A 13,840-nucleotide genomic window follows, 5' to 3' on the forward strand; every position below is an offset into this window, starting at 1 on the left:
TCACCGGCCGGTGCGGGACGGCCGGGAGAGCAGCACCAGACTGCGCTGCTCCACGGTCACCACCGTGGCCGCCTTGTGCTCCGCCTCGTCGGGGACGCCCTCGGGGTCGGCGGTGTCGACCAGGGCCGTCCAGCGCTCCCCGTAGGCCGCGCCGGGCAGCCTGAAGTCGGCGGCCTCCCAGTGGCTGTTGAACAGCAGCAGGAAGGAGTCGTCGACCACCGGCCGTCCGCACGGGTCGGGTTCGGCGATGGCGTCGCCGTTGAGGAAGACGCCGACGGCGTGCGCGTCGGAGCGCTGCCAGTCGGCACCGGTCATCTCCGTGGCGTCCGGCCGCAGCCAGACCAGGTCGGGCAGCGGCTGGTCCGCGCGGGTGACCGTGTCGCCGAGGAAGAACCGGCGCCGGCGCAGCACGGGGTGGTCGGCGCGCAGCGCGATGACCCGCCGGGAGAAGTCCAGGAGGGCGCGCTGCTCGTCGTCCAGCCGCCAGTCGATCCAGGAGATCTCGTTGTCCTGGCAGTAGGCGTTGTTGTTGCCGTGCTGGGTGCGGCCCAGTTCGTCGCCGTGGCAGAGCATCGGGATGCCCTGGGAGAACAGCAGTGTGGCGAGGAAGTTGCGCTGCTGGCGGCCGCGCAGTTCCCGGACGGCCGGGTCCTTGGTCGCGCCCTCCGCCCCGCAGTTCCAGGACCGGTTGTGGCTCTCGCCGTCCTGGTTGTCCTCGCCGTTGGCCTCGTTGTGCTTGTCGTTGTAGGAGACGAGGTCGCGCAGGGTGAACCCGTCGTGCGCGGTGACGAAGTTGACGCTGGCGCGGGGGCGGCGCCGGCTGTGCTGGTACAGGTCGGACGAGCCGGTCAGCCGGGAGGCGAACTCGCCGAGGGTGTGTTCCTCGGAGCGCCAGAAGTCCCGTACGGCGTCACGGTACTTGCCGTTCCACTCCGACCACAGCGACGGGAAGTTGCCGACCTGGTAGCCGCCCTCGCCGACGTCCCAGGGCTCGGCGATCAGTTTGACGCGGCTGATCACCGGGTCCTGCTGGATGAGGTCGAAGAACGCCGACAGCCGGTCCACCTCGTGGAACTGCCGGGCCAGGGTGGCCGCGAGGTCGAAGCGGAAGCCGTCGACGTGCATCTCGGTCACCCAGTAGCGCAGCGAGTCCATGATGAGCTGGAGGACGTAGGGGTGCCGCATCAGCAGGCTGTTGCCGGTGCCGGTGGTGTCGTAGTAGTGCTGCCAGTCGCCGTCCACCAGGCGGTAGTACGAGGCGTTGTCGATGCCCCGGAAGGAGAGGCTGGGGCCCTGCTCGTTGCCCTCGGCGGTGTGGTTGTAGACCACGTCGAGGATCACTTCGAGGCCGGCCTCGTGCAGCGCCTTGACCATCGACTTGAACTCGGTGACCTGCTGGCCGCGGGTGCCGAGGGCGGCGTAGCCGTTGTGGGGCGCGAAGAAGCCGATGGTGTTGTAGCCCCAGTAGTTGGACAGGCCCCGGTCCTGGAGCACTCCGTCGTGCACGAACTGGTGCACCGGCATCAGCTCCACGGCGGTCACGCCGAGGGACGTCAGGTGCTCCACGACCGCCGGGTGCGCCAGCCCGGCGTAGGTGCCGCGCAGTTCCGGCGGGACGTCGGGGTGGGTGCGGCTGATCCCGCGGACGTGCGCCTCGTAGATCACGGACTCCGCGTACCGGCGCCTGGGCGGGCGGTCGTCGCCCCAGTCGAAGAAGGGGTCGGTGACGACGCCGAGCATGGTGTGCCCGGCGCTGTCGCCCGGGTCGGCCCTGCCCTGTGCCCGCTCGAAGAGGGAGGCGTGGTTGTCCACCCGCCCGTCCACCGCGCGGGTGTAGGGGTCGAGGAGGAGCTTCGCGGGGTTGCAGCGGTGACCGACGGCGGGGGCCCACGGACCGTGGACCCGGTAGCCGTACCGCTGCCCCGGGCCGACGCCGGGCAGGTAGCAGTGCCAGACGAAGCCGTCGACGTCGGGCAGCGCGATCGTGCTGTGGGTGCCGTCGTCGTCGACGAGCACCAGGTCGACGCGTTCGGCGACCTCGCTGAACAGCGCGAAGTTGGTGCCCTGTCCGTCGAAGGCGGCGCCCAGCGGATAGGGGAGCCCGCTCCACACGGGCGACCCCTTCCAGTCCGGCCTCGCGCGGGTCACCGGGCCTCCTCCAGTACGCCGGCCGCCGGGCGGGCCAGCCGGGCCACCGGCATGACCTCGCGCGGCACTTCCAGGCCCTCCTGGGTGATCGGCTCCGGTGACGTGGCCACCAGCGGGACGCGTTCGGCGGACCGGGCGCGCCGGGAGAACCAGATGACCTTCGCCCCGGTGTCGGTGGCGCAGCAGCCCCAGCCGTCGCTGTGCGCGGCGAGGTGCTGGAGGCAGGTGCGCAGGTCCTGGTCGGGGCGGAGGGCGTGGTCGTTGCCCGCTACGGCCGTGATGAGGTGCTGGTGGTTCCACCACATCTCGATCGACGTGTTCTTGTCGCTCGCGTGCTCGTCGATCGCCCGAAGCAGCATCTCGGCACCCGAACAGACGGGGTCGACGAGGTTCTCCAGGTTCCAGAACCGGAGGTGAGCGGCCAGGATGCGCCTGACCTGTCCGACCCGTTCGGGGCTCACTTCCACGTCGAGGTGGTAGTAGCAGGGCACTGCGGTCTTCATCGTCGTGGCTCCTCACCGCGAAGGCTCCCGCTCCTCCCGTCCCTTGGGGGACGGGCTCCCCGATCACGAAGCGTGAGCGCTGATCGCTTCTGAGTCACTCCAGAGTGGGAGCGGTAGTCCATTCGTGCAACACGAGCACCGAACCGCGGCAAACGGAGGGAAAGCGGAGCGTCGACGACCGAAGGGAAAGTTGAAGATCCAACAAGACGGCGCGTCACCACCCGTGCACCATGTGTGAAGAACTCGATCGTCCGTACCACCGGACCGTCCGGAAGGTGACCGGCCATGCTGCTCCCCGCGAAGAGCGAAGTCGCCCGGCAGCTGCGGCATTACCGCGCCTGGGAACGCTCGATGCTGGTGTCCCCCTCGGACGTCACGGTCCGCACCACCTTCGAGGACTCCGGCTACACCCTCTGCGTGCTGATGGGAAAGCGGTGCGCGCGCGAGGCCGCCGACGCCGCCGAGAGGTATCTGCGGACGAACCTGGTCACCCATGCGCAGGAGCAGCCGGAACGTTTCGCCCCGTCGGGGCCGATGACCCCCTCCGGCGCGGCCTGACCCATCGGCCGGGCACACGCCCGGCCCCGAGCACGGCGGAGGTGAGAACGGATGACTACGACCGTGGGCATCGGACGTATCCCGGTACGGGACGTCCACCCGGTGGTGGAGCACGGCAGGCGGCCGGCGAAGGCGGTGACGGGGGAGACGTTCGAGGTCTCCGCCTCCGTGTTCCGGGAGGGACACGACGCGGTCGCCGCCAACGTCGTGCTGAAGGACCCGGAGGGACGGCCGGGCCCGTGGACGCCGATGCGGGAGCTGGCGCCCGGCACCGACCGCTGGGGCGCCGAGGTCACCCCGGGCGCACCGGGCAACTGGACCTACCGGGTGGAGGCGTGGAGCGACCCCGTCTCCACCTGGCGGCACCACGCGCGCATCAAGATCCCGGCCGGCATCGACGCCGGCCTCGTGCTCGAGGAGGGGGCCGAGCTGTACCGGCGGGCCGCGGCGGGCGTGCCGGGGACCTCGGGGCGCTCGGTGCTGCTGGCCGCCTCGGAGGCCCTGCTCGACGACACGCTGCCCGTGGCCACCCGGCTGGCGGCGGCGTTGACGCCGGAGGTGGACGCGGTGCTGGCCCGCCATCCGCTGCGGGAACTGGTCACCTCCTCCGACCCGCTGCCCCTGCTGGTCGAACGCGAACGCGCCCTGTACGGCGCCTGGTACGAGTTCTTCCCCCGCTCCGAGGGCACCCCCGAGCAGCCCCACGGCACCTTCCGCACCGCCGCCCGCCGGCTGCCCGCCATCGCCGCGATGGGCTTCGACGTCGTCTACCTCCCCCCGGTCCACCCGATCGGCACCACCTACCGCAAGGGCCGCAACAACACCCTCTCCGCCACCCCCGACGACGTCGGCGTCCCCTGGGCCATCGGCTCCCCCGAGGGCGGCCACGACAGCATCCACCCCGCCCTGGGCACCCTCGACGACTTCGACCACTTCGTACGCACCGCCGCCCAGCACGGCCTCGAAGTCGCCCTCGACTTCGCCCTCCAGTGCTCCCCCGACCACCCCTGGGTCCACAAACACCCCGACTGGTTCCACCACCGCCCCGACGGCACCATCGCCTACGCCGAGAACCCGCCCAAGAAGTACCAGGACATCTACCCCGTCGCCTTCGACGCCGACCTCGACGGCCTGATCACCGAGACGGTCCGCGTCCTGCGCCTGTGGATGGACCACGGGGTGCGCATCTTCCGCGTCGACAACCCCCACACCAAACCCGTCGTGTTCTGGGAACGCGTCATCGGCGAGATCAACCGCGCCGACCCCGACGTCATCTTCCTGGCCGAGGCCTTCACCCGCCCCGCGATGATGCACACCCTCGCCCAGATCGGCTTCCAGCAGTCCTACACCTACTTCACCTGGCGCAACACCAAGCAGGAACTGACCGAGTACCTCACCGAACTGACGGGGGACGCCGCCTCCTACATGCGGCCCAACTTCTTCGCCAACACCCCCGACATCCTGCACGCCTACCTCCAGACCGGCGGCCGCCCCGCCTTCGAGGTCCGCGCCGTCCTCGCCGCCACCCTCTCCCCCACCTGGGGTATCTACAGCGGCTACGAACTGTGCGAGCACACCCCCCTGCGCGAGGGCAGCGAGGAGTACCTCGACTCCGAGAAGTACCAGCTCAAACCCCGCGACTGGGCCGCCGCCGCCCGCGAGGGCCGCACCATCGCCCCCCTCATCACCAAGCTCAACACCATCCGGCGCGACCATCCCGCGCTGCACCGGCTGCGCAACCTCCGCTTCCACCGGACCGACAACGACGCGCTGATCGCGTACAGCAAGCGCCTGGGGTCCGACGCCGTCCTGGTGGTCGCCAATCTCGATCCACATCGCACCCAGGAGGCCACGATCTCCCTCGACATGCCGCAGCTCGGCCTGGACTGGCACGAGACCGTGCCCGTCCACGACGAACTCACGGGTCGGACCTACCACTGGGGCCGGACGAACTACGTGCGCCTGGAGCCCGGCGGGGCTCCCGCCCACGTCTTCCACGTCCGCCTGCCGTCCACCGCCGCGCCCCAGAACGGAGGGTCAGGAGCCTCATGACCGTCAACGAGCCCGTGCCGGACACCTTCGAGGACACCCCGGCCAAGGACCGCGACCCCGACTGGTTCAAGCGAGCCGTCTTCTACGAGGTCCTCGTCCGCTCCTTCCAGGACAGCAACGGCGACGGCGTCGGCGACCTCAAGGGCCTCACCGCCAAGCTGGACTACCTGCAATGGCTGGGCGTGGACTGCCTCTGGCTCCCGCCCTTCTTCAAGTCGCCCCTGCGCGACGGCGGCTACGACGTCTCGGACTACACCGCGGTGCTCCCCGAGTTCGGCGACCTCGCCGACTTCGTGGAGTTCGTCGACGCCGCCCACCAGCGCGGCATGCGCGTCATCATCGACTTCGTCATGAACCACACCAGCGACCAGCACCCGTGGTTCCAGGAGTCCCGCAAGAACCCCGACGGCCCCTACGGCGACTACTACGTCTGGGCCGACGACGACACCCAGTACGCGGACGCCCGCATCATCTTCGTCGACACCGAGGCGTCCAACTGGACCTACGACCCGGTGCGCGGCCAGTACTTCTGGCACCGGTTCTTCTCCCACCAGCCGGACCTCAACTACGAGAACCCGGCCGTGCAGGAGGAGATGCTGGCCGCGCTGAAGTTCTGGCTCGACCTGGGCGTCGACGGCTACCGCCTCGACGCCGTTCCCTATCTGTACGCCGAAGAGGGCACCAACTGCGAGAACCTGCCCGCCTCGCACGCCTTCCTCAAGCGCGTCCGCCGCGAGATCGACGCCCAGTACCCGGACACCGTCCTGCTGGCCGAGGCCAACCAGTGGCCCGAGGACGTGGTCGACTACTTCGGCGACTACTCCGCGGGCGGCGACGAGTGCCACATGGCGTTCCACTTCCCGGTCATGCCGCGCATCTTCATGGCGGTGCGCCGCGAGTCCCGCTACCCGGTCTCCGAGATCCTCGCCAAGACCCCGGCCATCCCGTCGGGCTGCCAGTGGGGCATCTTCCTGCGCAACCACGACGAGCTGACCCTCGAGATGGTCACCGACGAAGAGCGCGACTACATGTACGCGGAGTACGCCAAGGACCCGCGGATGCGCGCCAACATCGGCATCCGGCGGCGGCTCGCGACCCTGCTGGACAACGACCGCGACCAGATCGAGCTGTTCACCGCGCTGCTGCTCGCCCTCCCGGGCTCGCCGATCCTCTACTACGGCGACGAGATCGGCATGGGCGACAACATCTGGCTCGGCGACCGCGACGCCGTGCGCACCCCCATGCAGTGGACCCCGGACCGCAACGCCGGCTTCTCGACCTGTGACCCCGGGCGCCTCTACCTGCCGACGATCATGGACCCGGTCCACGGCTACCAGGTGACGAACGTCGAGGCGGCCATGGCCTCGCCCTCGTCGCTGCTGCACTGGACCCGGCGCATGATCGAGATCCGCAAGCAGAACCCGGCCTTCGGCCTGGGCACCTACACGGAACTGCCCTCCTCCAACCCCGCGGTACTCGCCTTCCTGCGGGAGTACGAGGACGACCTGGTGCTGTGCGTGAACAACTTCGCGCGGTTCGCGCAGCCCACCGAACTGGACCTGCGGGAGTTCGCCGGACGCCACCCGGTCGAGCTGTTCGGCGAAGTCCGCTTCCCCGCCATCGGCGAGCTGCCGTACCTGCTGACCCTCGGGGGCCACGGCTTCTACTGGTTCCGGCTCACCCGAGTCGCATCCCGCATCGGCCGCCGCGCTTGAGCCTGGGCCGAGGAAAGGACGCGTCACCATGCCGAAGACCGCACCCCTGCGCCCGAGACGCAGGCAACTCGCCGAGCCCATGGCGTCGCTCGGCGAGCTGCTGCGGGAGTGGCTGCCGCACCAGCGCTGGTTCGCCGGCAAGGACCGGCCCGTCGCCGAGCTGGGTCTGCTGTCGATGACCGAGCTGTTCCCGGGCTGTCTGCACCTCCTGGTGCACACCGGGCAGGGCTCCGTGCCCGCCCCGGGCGGCGCCCCCTCGGCCGGGGACTGCTACCAACTGCTGCTCGGCGTGCGCGAGCAGCCCTCGCCGCGTCTGGGCCGGGCGATCATCGGTCAGGTGCGGGACGGCCCGCTGGCCGGGCGCACGGTCTACGACGCCCTGCACGATCCGCGCACCGCACAGCTCCTCCTGGAACGGCTGCGGCACCCCGGCAAGGCGGGACCGCTGCGCTTCGAGTCCGACCCCGCGCGGCCGGTGCCCGGCGGACTCGCACCCCGCCTCCTGGACGCCGAGCAGTCCAACTCCTCGCTGATCTACGGCGACGAGTTCATCCTCAAGCTCTTCCGGCGCGTCCAGCCGGGCGTCAACCCCGACCTCGAGGTGCCGGACGCGCTGGCCCGCCAGGGCTGCGGGCGGGTCCCGGCGCCGGTGGCGTGGATGCGCACGACGCATCCCTACGAGGCAACCCTCGGTGTGCTCCAGCCGTTCCTGCACGACGCCTCCGACGGCTGGACCCTCTCCCTGGACGCGCTCGCGGCCGGGGACGACTTCACCGTGCAGGCCCACGAGCTGGGACAGGCCATGGGGGACGTGCACCTGGCGCTGGCCTCCGCCTTCCCGGCCGGGGCGCCCGGGGAGAACGGCCGCACCGCGGCGGCGATGACCGAGCGGCTGACGGCCGCCGCGCACTGCGTCCCGGCGCTCCAGCCCTTCGTCCCGGGACTGCGGGCCGCCTTCGCCGCGCTGTCCACCTGCGACTCCGGACCGCCCGCCCAGCGGATCCACGGCGACCTGCACCTCGGGCAGGTGCTGCGGGCCGGCCGGGACTGGTTCGTCATCGACTTCGAGGGCGAACCGTCCCGCCCCCTGGCCGAACGGCGCAGCGCCCACTCCCCCGTGCGGGACATCGCGGGCATGCTGCGCTCCTTCGACTACGCCGCCCGGCAGCGGCGCCCCTGGCGCCCCGAGTGGGCGCGCCGCTGCCGGGAGGCGTTCTGCGCGGGCTACGCCGCCCGCGCGGGCTGGGACCCCCGTAAGAAGCACGGCCTGCTGCGCGCCTACGAGACGGACCGGGCCGTGTACGAGGTGCTGTACGAGGCGCGGCACCGCCCCGACTGGCTTCCCGTACCCATGGCGGCGATCGAACGACTCGCCGTGAGAGGAGACTGACCCGTGGCACTCCGCGACACCTCACTCCCCGAGCCGTCCGCTCCCGTCCCGCCCACCCCCGGGGCGTGCGGTACCGCCCCGCCGCTGGACCCCGCCGACCGGGGGCGCCTGCTGGCGGGCGCCCACCACGATCCGCACGCCCTGCTCGGTGCCCACCCGGTCCCCGGCGGGGTCGCCTTCCGGGCGTTGCGGCCCTTCGCCCGCGAGGTGAGCGTGGTCGTGGACGGCGAGCGCCACGCCCTCGTCTCGGAGGAGGACGGCCTCTTCTCCGGTGTGCTGCCGACGGCCTCGATCCCGGCGTACACCCTCGTCGTGGCGTACGAGGAGGGGGAGCACGAGGTCCACGACCCGTACCGCTTCCTGCCCGCCCTCGGCGAGCTGGACCTGCACCTGATCGCGGAGGGCCGGCACGAGGAGCTGTGGCGGGCGCTCGGTGCGGAGCCGATGAGCCACGAGGGCGTCACCGGCACCCGGTTCACGGTGTGGGCGCCGAACGCCCAGGGCGTGCGGGTCGCCACCGACTTCACGCACTGGGACGGCACCGCGTTCCCGATGCGCTCACTGGGCTCGTCCGGGGTGTGGGAGCTGTTCCTGCCGGGCGTCGGTGAGGGCACCAGGTACAAGTTCGAGATCCACTCGCGCCACGGCCACCGGTTCCTCAAGGCCGACCCGATGGCCCGCGCGGCCGAGGAGCCGCCGAACACCGCGTCCGTGGTGACCGCCTCGCGGTACGAGTGGGGTGACGCGGAGTGGATGCGCACCCGGGCCGCCACCCCGGTGCACGAGGCGCCCTTCTCCGTGTACGAAGTGCACCTGGCGTCCTGGCGGCCGGGGCTCACGTACCGCGAGCTGGCCGAGGAGCTGCCCGCGTACGTCAAGGACCTGGGCTTCACCCATGTGGAGCTGATGCCGGTCGCCGAGCACCCCTACGGCCCGTCGTGGGGCTACCAGGTCACCGGCTTCTACGCGCCGACCGCGCGCCTCGGCTCCCCCGACGACTTCCGCTTCCTGGTCGACGCGCTGCACCGGGCCGGCCTCGGTGTGATCATGGACTGGGTGCCGGCGCACTTCCCGAAGGACGACTGGGCGCTGGGCCGCTTCGACGGGGAACCGCTGTACGAGCCCGGGGACTCCCGGCGCGCGGAGCACCCGGACTGGGGGACGTACACCTTCGACTTCGCCCGGACCGAGGTGCGCAACTTCCTCGTGGCGAACGCGGTGTACTGGTGCGAGGAGTTCCACATCGACGGGCTGCGGGTGGACGCGGTCGCCTCGATGCTCTACCTGGACTACTCGCGCGACTCCGGGCAGTGGGAGCCCAACCAGTACGGGGGCCGTGAGGACCTGGCGGCCATGGCGTTCCTCCAGGAGATGAACGCGACCGTCTACCGGCGCTGCCCCGGTGTGGTGACCATCGCCGAGGAGTCGACGGCATGGGGCGGGGTGACCCGGCCCACCGACACCGGCGGGCTCGGCTTCGGCCTGAAGTGGAACATGGGCTGGATGCACGACTCGCTGGAGTACGCCGCGCACGAGCCGGTGCACCGCAAGTACCACCACCACGAGATGACGTTCTCGATGGTGTACGCGTACAGCGAGAACTACGTCCTGCCGATCTCCCACGACGAGGTCGTGCACGGCAAGCAGGCGCTGGTGTCGAAGATGCCCGGCGACTGGTGGCAGCGGCGGGCCAACGTGCGGGCCTACCTCGGCTTCATGTGGGCCCACCCCGGCAAGCAGCTGCTGTTCATGGGCCAGGAGTTCGCGCAGGGCGCCGAGTGGTCGGAGAAGCACGGGCCGGAGTGGTGGCTGCTGGACGAGGGGTACCACTCGGCGGCCGACCACCGCGGCGTCCAGGACCTGGTCCGCGAGCTCAACACCCGCTACGCGCGCACCCCGGCCCTGTGGCAGCGCGACACCGACCCGGCCGGTTTCCGGTGGGTCGCGGTGGACGCGGCCGAGGACAACGTCTTCGCGTTCCTCCGGTTCGACGCGGCGGGCGCCCCGCTGCTGGCGGTGTCGAACTTCTCCCCCGTGGTGCGGCACGAGTACCGGCTGGCCGTCCCGGACGAGCCCGTCGCCTGGCAGGAAGTGCTCAACACCGACGCCGAGGCGTTCGGCGGCAGCGGGGTGACCAACCCCGACCCCGTCAAGCCCGAGGACGGCGGCATCCGCCTCACCCTGCCGCCGCTCGCCACGGTCTGGCTGGCGCCGTACGCGCTGTGAGACGACCAGGTGTCCGACCGGCTGCCCGGGGCAGTCGGTTGGTCCCGGGAGTTCACAGAGAGGCGGCACCAGGTGCGCACCGTCGGAGTGGAGGAGGAACTCCTCCTGGTCGACCCCGTGTCCGGAGAGCCACGGGCGCTGTCCGCCGCCGTGCTGGCCAGGGCGTCGCTCGACGACGCCGAACAGGACGTCTTCGAGAAGGAACTGCACGAGCAGATGCTCGAGTTCGCCACCCATCCGCAGGCGGACATGGGGCGGCTGCACACGGAGATCGTCCGCTGCCGTGAGGAGGCGGGCCGGCACGCCGGGAGCATCGGGTGCGCGGTCGCCGCGCTCGCCTCGTCGCCGCTGCCGGTCACCCCGTCGATCGGCGTGAACCGCCGCTACGAGTGGATGGCCGACCAGTACGGCGTCGTCGTCCAGGAGCAGCTGGTCCTCGGCTGCCACGTGCACGTCTCGGTCGGCTCCGACGAGGAGGGCGTCGCGGTCATAGACCGGGTGCGGCCCTGGCTGCCGCTGCTGACCGCGCTGAGCGCGAACTCCCCGTACTGGCAGGGGGAGGACTCCTCGTACAGCAGCTACCGCAGCCGGGTCTGGCAGCGGTGGCCGTCGGCCGGTCCGACGGAGCTGTTCGGTTCGGCCGAGCGCTACCACCGCCGGGTGGCGGACATGCTCGCCACGGGCACGATCCTCGACGACGGGATGGTCTACTTCGACGTCCGGCTCTCCCGGCGCTATCCGACGGTCGAGTTCCGGGTGGCGGACGTCTGCCTGGACGCGGGGACCGCGGTCGTCGTCGCCGCCCTGGCCCGCGCGCTGGTCGAGACGGCCGCCCGTCAGTGGCGCGCGGGCACCGAGCCGGACGGGCACAGCGTGAGCCTGCTCCGCCTGGCGGCCTGGCGGGCGGCCCGCTCCGGGCTGACGGAGGAGCTGCTGCACCCCGCGACGATGCGACGGATGCCCGCCGCGGTGGCCGTACGGGCGCTGGTGGAGCACGTCGAGGAGGCGCTGGCCGACCACGGCGACCTCGACCGGGTGCGCGAGGGCGTCGAGACGCTGCTGCGGCACGGCAACGGCGCCCGGGTGCAGCGCGAGCTCTTCGAGCGCACGGGCAGTCTGCGCGAGGTCGTCACCGCGTGCGTGCGCCGGACCCAGGCGGCCTGAACCGAGATCACCGCGCGGACACACTTCTGCCGTCCCGGCCCCCCGCAGCCTGCGGCTCGGCTAGATTCCGAGCACCGCCGGCCACGGTACTCGTGGGTGGTGTCACCGTCCGTACACGTCAGGAGCCAGCGTATGCGCGACCTCGCTCCCGCTCCCCGGGCCGCCGGGCCGCTGACCGGCGGGCTCGCCGACAGCCTCTTCGACACGGCCGCCCGCACGCCGACCCTGCCCATGCTCGCGCGCCGCCGCGGCCCCGACTCCGCGGTCTGGGACGAGGTGACGGCTGTGGAGGTCCGCGACGAGGTCGTCGACCTGGCCAAGGGGCTGATAGCGAGCGGGATCCAGCCGGGCGACCGGGTGGCGATCCTGGCCCGTACCCGGTACGAGTGGACGGTCTTCAGCCACGCCCTGTGGACGGTGGGCGCCGAGGTCGTGCCGATCTATCCGACCTCCTCGCGCGACCAGGTCGAGTACATCCTGCGAGACGCCGGCTGCGTGGGTGTGCTGGTCGAGGACGAGCAGAGCGTGATGACCGTCGGCTCGGTGTGCGCGTCACTGCCGGCCCTGCGGCACGTCTGGCAACTGGACGCGGGGGCGCTGGACGCGCTCGTGGCGCGCGGCGAGTACCTCCCGTTCGCCACCGTCGACTCCATGCGCCGCATCGTGCTGCCCGACTCCACGGCGGTCGTCGCCTACACCTCGGGGACGTCGGGCCGGGCCATGGGCTGTGCGCTCAGCCACCGCGGGCTGGCCCTCCCGTGCGACACGCTGATCGCGGGCTGGGGCCACACGGTGGCGCCGGAGGGGGAGCAGGGCGCGGTCCTCGCCTACCTCCCCTTCTCGCACGTGTACGGGCTGATGATCCAGACCCTGTGTGTGCGGGGCGGGCTCCTGATGGCCCACGAACCCGCGATGACCGGCGAGGCGCTCTCCTCGGCCCTGCGTTCCTTCCGTCCGACGTATCTGTACGCCGTCCCGTCGGTCCTGGAGAAGATCTACAAGAATTTCCTGCGCGCGGCCCAGCAGGCGGGGCGCGGGGCACTGTTCGAGCGGGCCGCCGGCACGGCGCGGGACTTCGCCGGGGCGCTGGAGCGCCAGCGGCTGGGCAGGGGGCCGGGGCCCGGCTTCGACCTGCGGCTCCAGCACGCCCTGTACGAGCGGACGGTGTACCGCCGGCTGCGGAACGCGCTGGGGGGCCGGGTGCTGCGGGCGACGTCCGGCGGTTCGCCGCTCAGCCGCGAGCTGTCCCTCTTCTGGGAAGGCATCGGGGTCTACGTCCACGACGGCTACGGTCTGACGGAGACGAGCGGCGGACTGACGATGCAGCCGCTGGGCCGGGAGAAGTCCGGCACCGTCGGGCAGCCGTTGCCCGGCATGGAGATCCGGCTGGCCGACGACGGGGAGATCCTGGTGCGCGGGCCGTCGCTGTTCCAGGGGTACGTCGGTGACGAGGCCGCCACCCGCCAGGTGATGCGCGGGGGCTGGCTGGCCACCGGCGACCTCGGGCACCTGGACGACGAGAACTATCTGGCGATCACCGGCCGCAAGAAGGACATCATCATCACCAGCGGCGGCAAGAGTGTCGCCCCGGCCGCCCTGGAGCAGCGGCTGCGGATGCACCCGCTGGTGCACCAGGCGGTGGTGGTCGGCGACAACCGGCCCTGTGTCGGTGCCCTGATCACGCTGGACCCGGAGTTCCTGACGCACTGGCGGGCGGCGCTGGCCGCGCAGGGCGACACCGCGGCCCGTGAGGCACGCGAGGAGAACGCGCTGCGGGAGGAGGTCGCGCGGGCCGTGGCCGCCGCCAACAGCGCGGTGTCCCGCTCGGAGTCCATCCGGGTCTTCCGCGTGCTGCCGGAGCCCTTCGACGTGGCCAACGGGCTGCTCACCCCGTCGATGAAGCTGCGGCGGGACGAGATCGTGCGGACCTACGCCCTGGAGATCGACGCGATGTACGAGGCGCGGTCGCACCGCCGGCCGCCGCAGCCGCCGCCCGAGGAGCCGGCCGGCTGGGAGGAGTCGGACAGCGTCTTCCTCCGCTGAACCGCGCCCGGGGTGACGGGACCGTCACCCCGGGTCGCACC

At 71.6% G+C, this 13,840-nt stretch carries 9 protein-coding genes; 7 read left to right on the forward strand and 2 right to left on the reverse strand.

From position 1 onward, the window contains the following. On the reverse strand, window positions 1-2,148 hold the full coding sequence (gene glgX / locus ACGF3J_RS21100) for a glycogen debranching protein GlgX (protein ID WP_393854468.1): 2,148 nt from the start codon (window positions 2,146-2,148) through the stop codon (window positions 1-3). After that, complete coding sequence (locus ACGF3J_RS21105; RefSeq protein WP_125494808.1) at window positions 2,145-2,651, reverse strand: pep a2; 507 nt, start codon at window positions 2,649-2,651, stop codon at window positions 2,145-2,147. Before ACGF3J_RS21105 ends, glgX begins: the two co-directional genes overlap by 4 nt. Before the next feature lie 285 nt (window positions 2,652-2,936). Here ACGF3J_RS21105 and ACGF3J_RS21110 point away from each other — a divergent pair, with 285 nt between their 5' ends. From ACGF3J_RS21110 to ACGF3J_RS21140, 7 genes are all read left to right on the forward strand, one after another. After that, complete coding sequence (locus ACGF3J_RS21110) at window positions 2,937-3,209, forward strand: DUF5133 domain-containing protein (protein WP_161330490.1); 273 nt, start codon at window positions 2,937-2,939, stop codon at window positions 3,207-3,209. 51 nt (window positions 3,210-3,260) lie between these two features. Next, a complete protein-coding gene (locus tag ACGF3J_RS21115) occupies window positions 3,261-5,261 on the forward strand; it encodes an alpha-1,4-glucan--maltose-1-phosphate maltosyltransferase (protein ID WP_393854469.1) in 2,001 nt (666 codons plus the stop codon). Next, window positions 5,258-6,976: a maltose alpha-D-glucosyltransferase gene (treS, locus tag ACGF3J_RS21120; RefSeq protein ID WP_393854470.1), complete on the forward strand. Its 1,719-nt coding sequence runs from the start codon at window positions 5,258-5,260 to the stop codon at window positions 6,974-6,976. Before ACGF3J_RS21115 ends, treS begins: the two co-directional genes overlap by 4 nt. 28 nt (window positions 6,977-7,004) lie before the next feature. Then, a complete protein-coding gene (locus ACGF3J_RS21125) occupies window positions 7,005-8,366 on the forward strand; it encodes a maltokinase (RefSeq protein ID WP_386929186.1) in 1,362 nt (453 codons plus the stop codon). A gap of 3 nt (window positions 8,367-8,369) precedes the next feature. After that, window positions 8,370-10,592, forward strand: a complete 2,223-nt coding sequence (gene glgB / locus ACGF3J_RS21130) for a 1,4-alpha-glucan branching protein GlgB (protein WP_161327990.1) — start codon at window positions 8,370-8,372, stop codon at window positions 10,590-10,592. 72 nt (window positions 10,593-10,664) lie between these two features. Beyond that, window positions 10,665-11,756 (forward strand): glutamate--cysteine ligase, encoded by a 1,092-nt coding sequence (locus ACGF3J_RS21135; protein WP_161327989.1) that lies wholly within the window; start codon window positions 10,665-10,667, stop codon window positions 11,754-11,756. A 132-nt stretch (window positions 11,757-11,888) separates the two neighbouring features. Further along, on the forward strand, window positions 11,889-13,799 hold the full coding sequence (locus ACGF3J_RS21140) for a long-chain fatty acid--CoA ligase (protein WP_161327988.1): 1,911 nt from the start codon (window positions 11,889-11,891) through the stop codon (window positions 13,797-13,799). Window positions 13,800-13,840 lie beyond the last annotated feature (41 nt).

Source organism: Streptomyces sp. NPDC048171 (assembly GCF_043202655.1).
GTDB lineage: Bacteria > Actinomycetota > Actinomycetes > Streptomycetales > Streptomycetaceae > Streptomyces.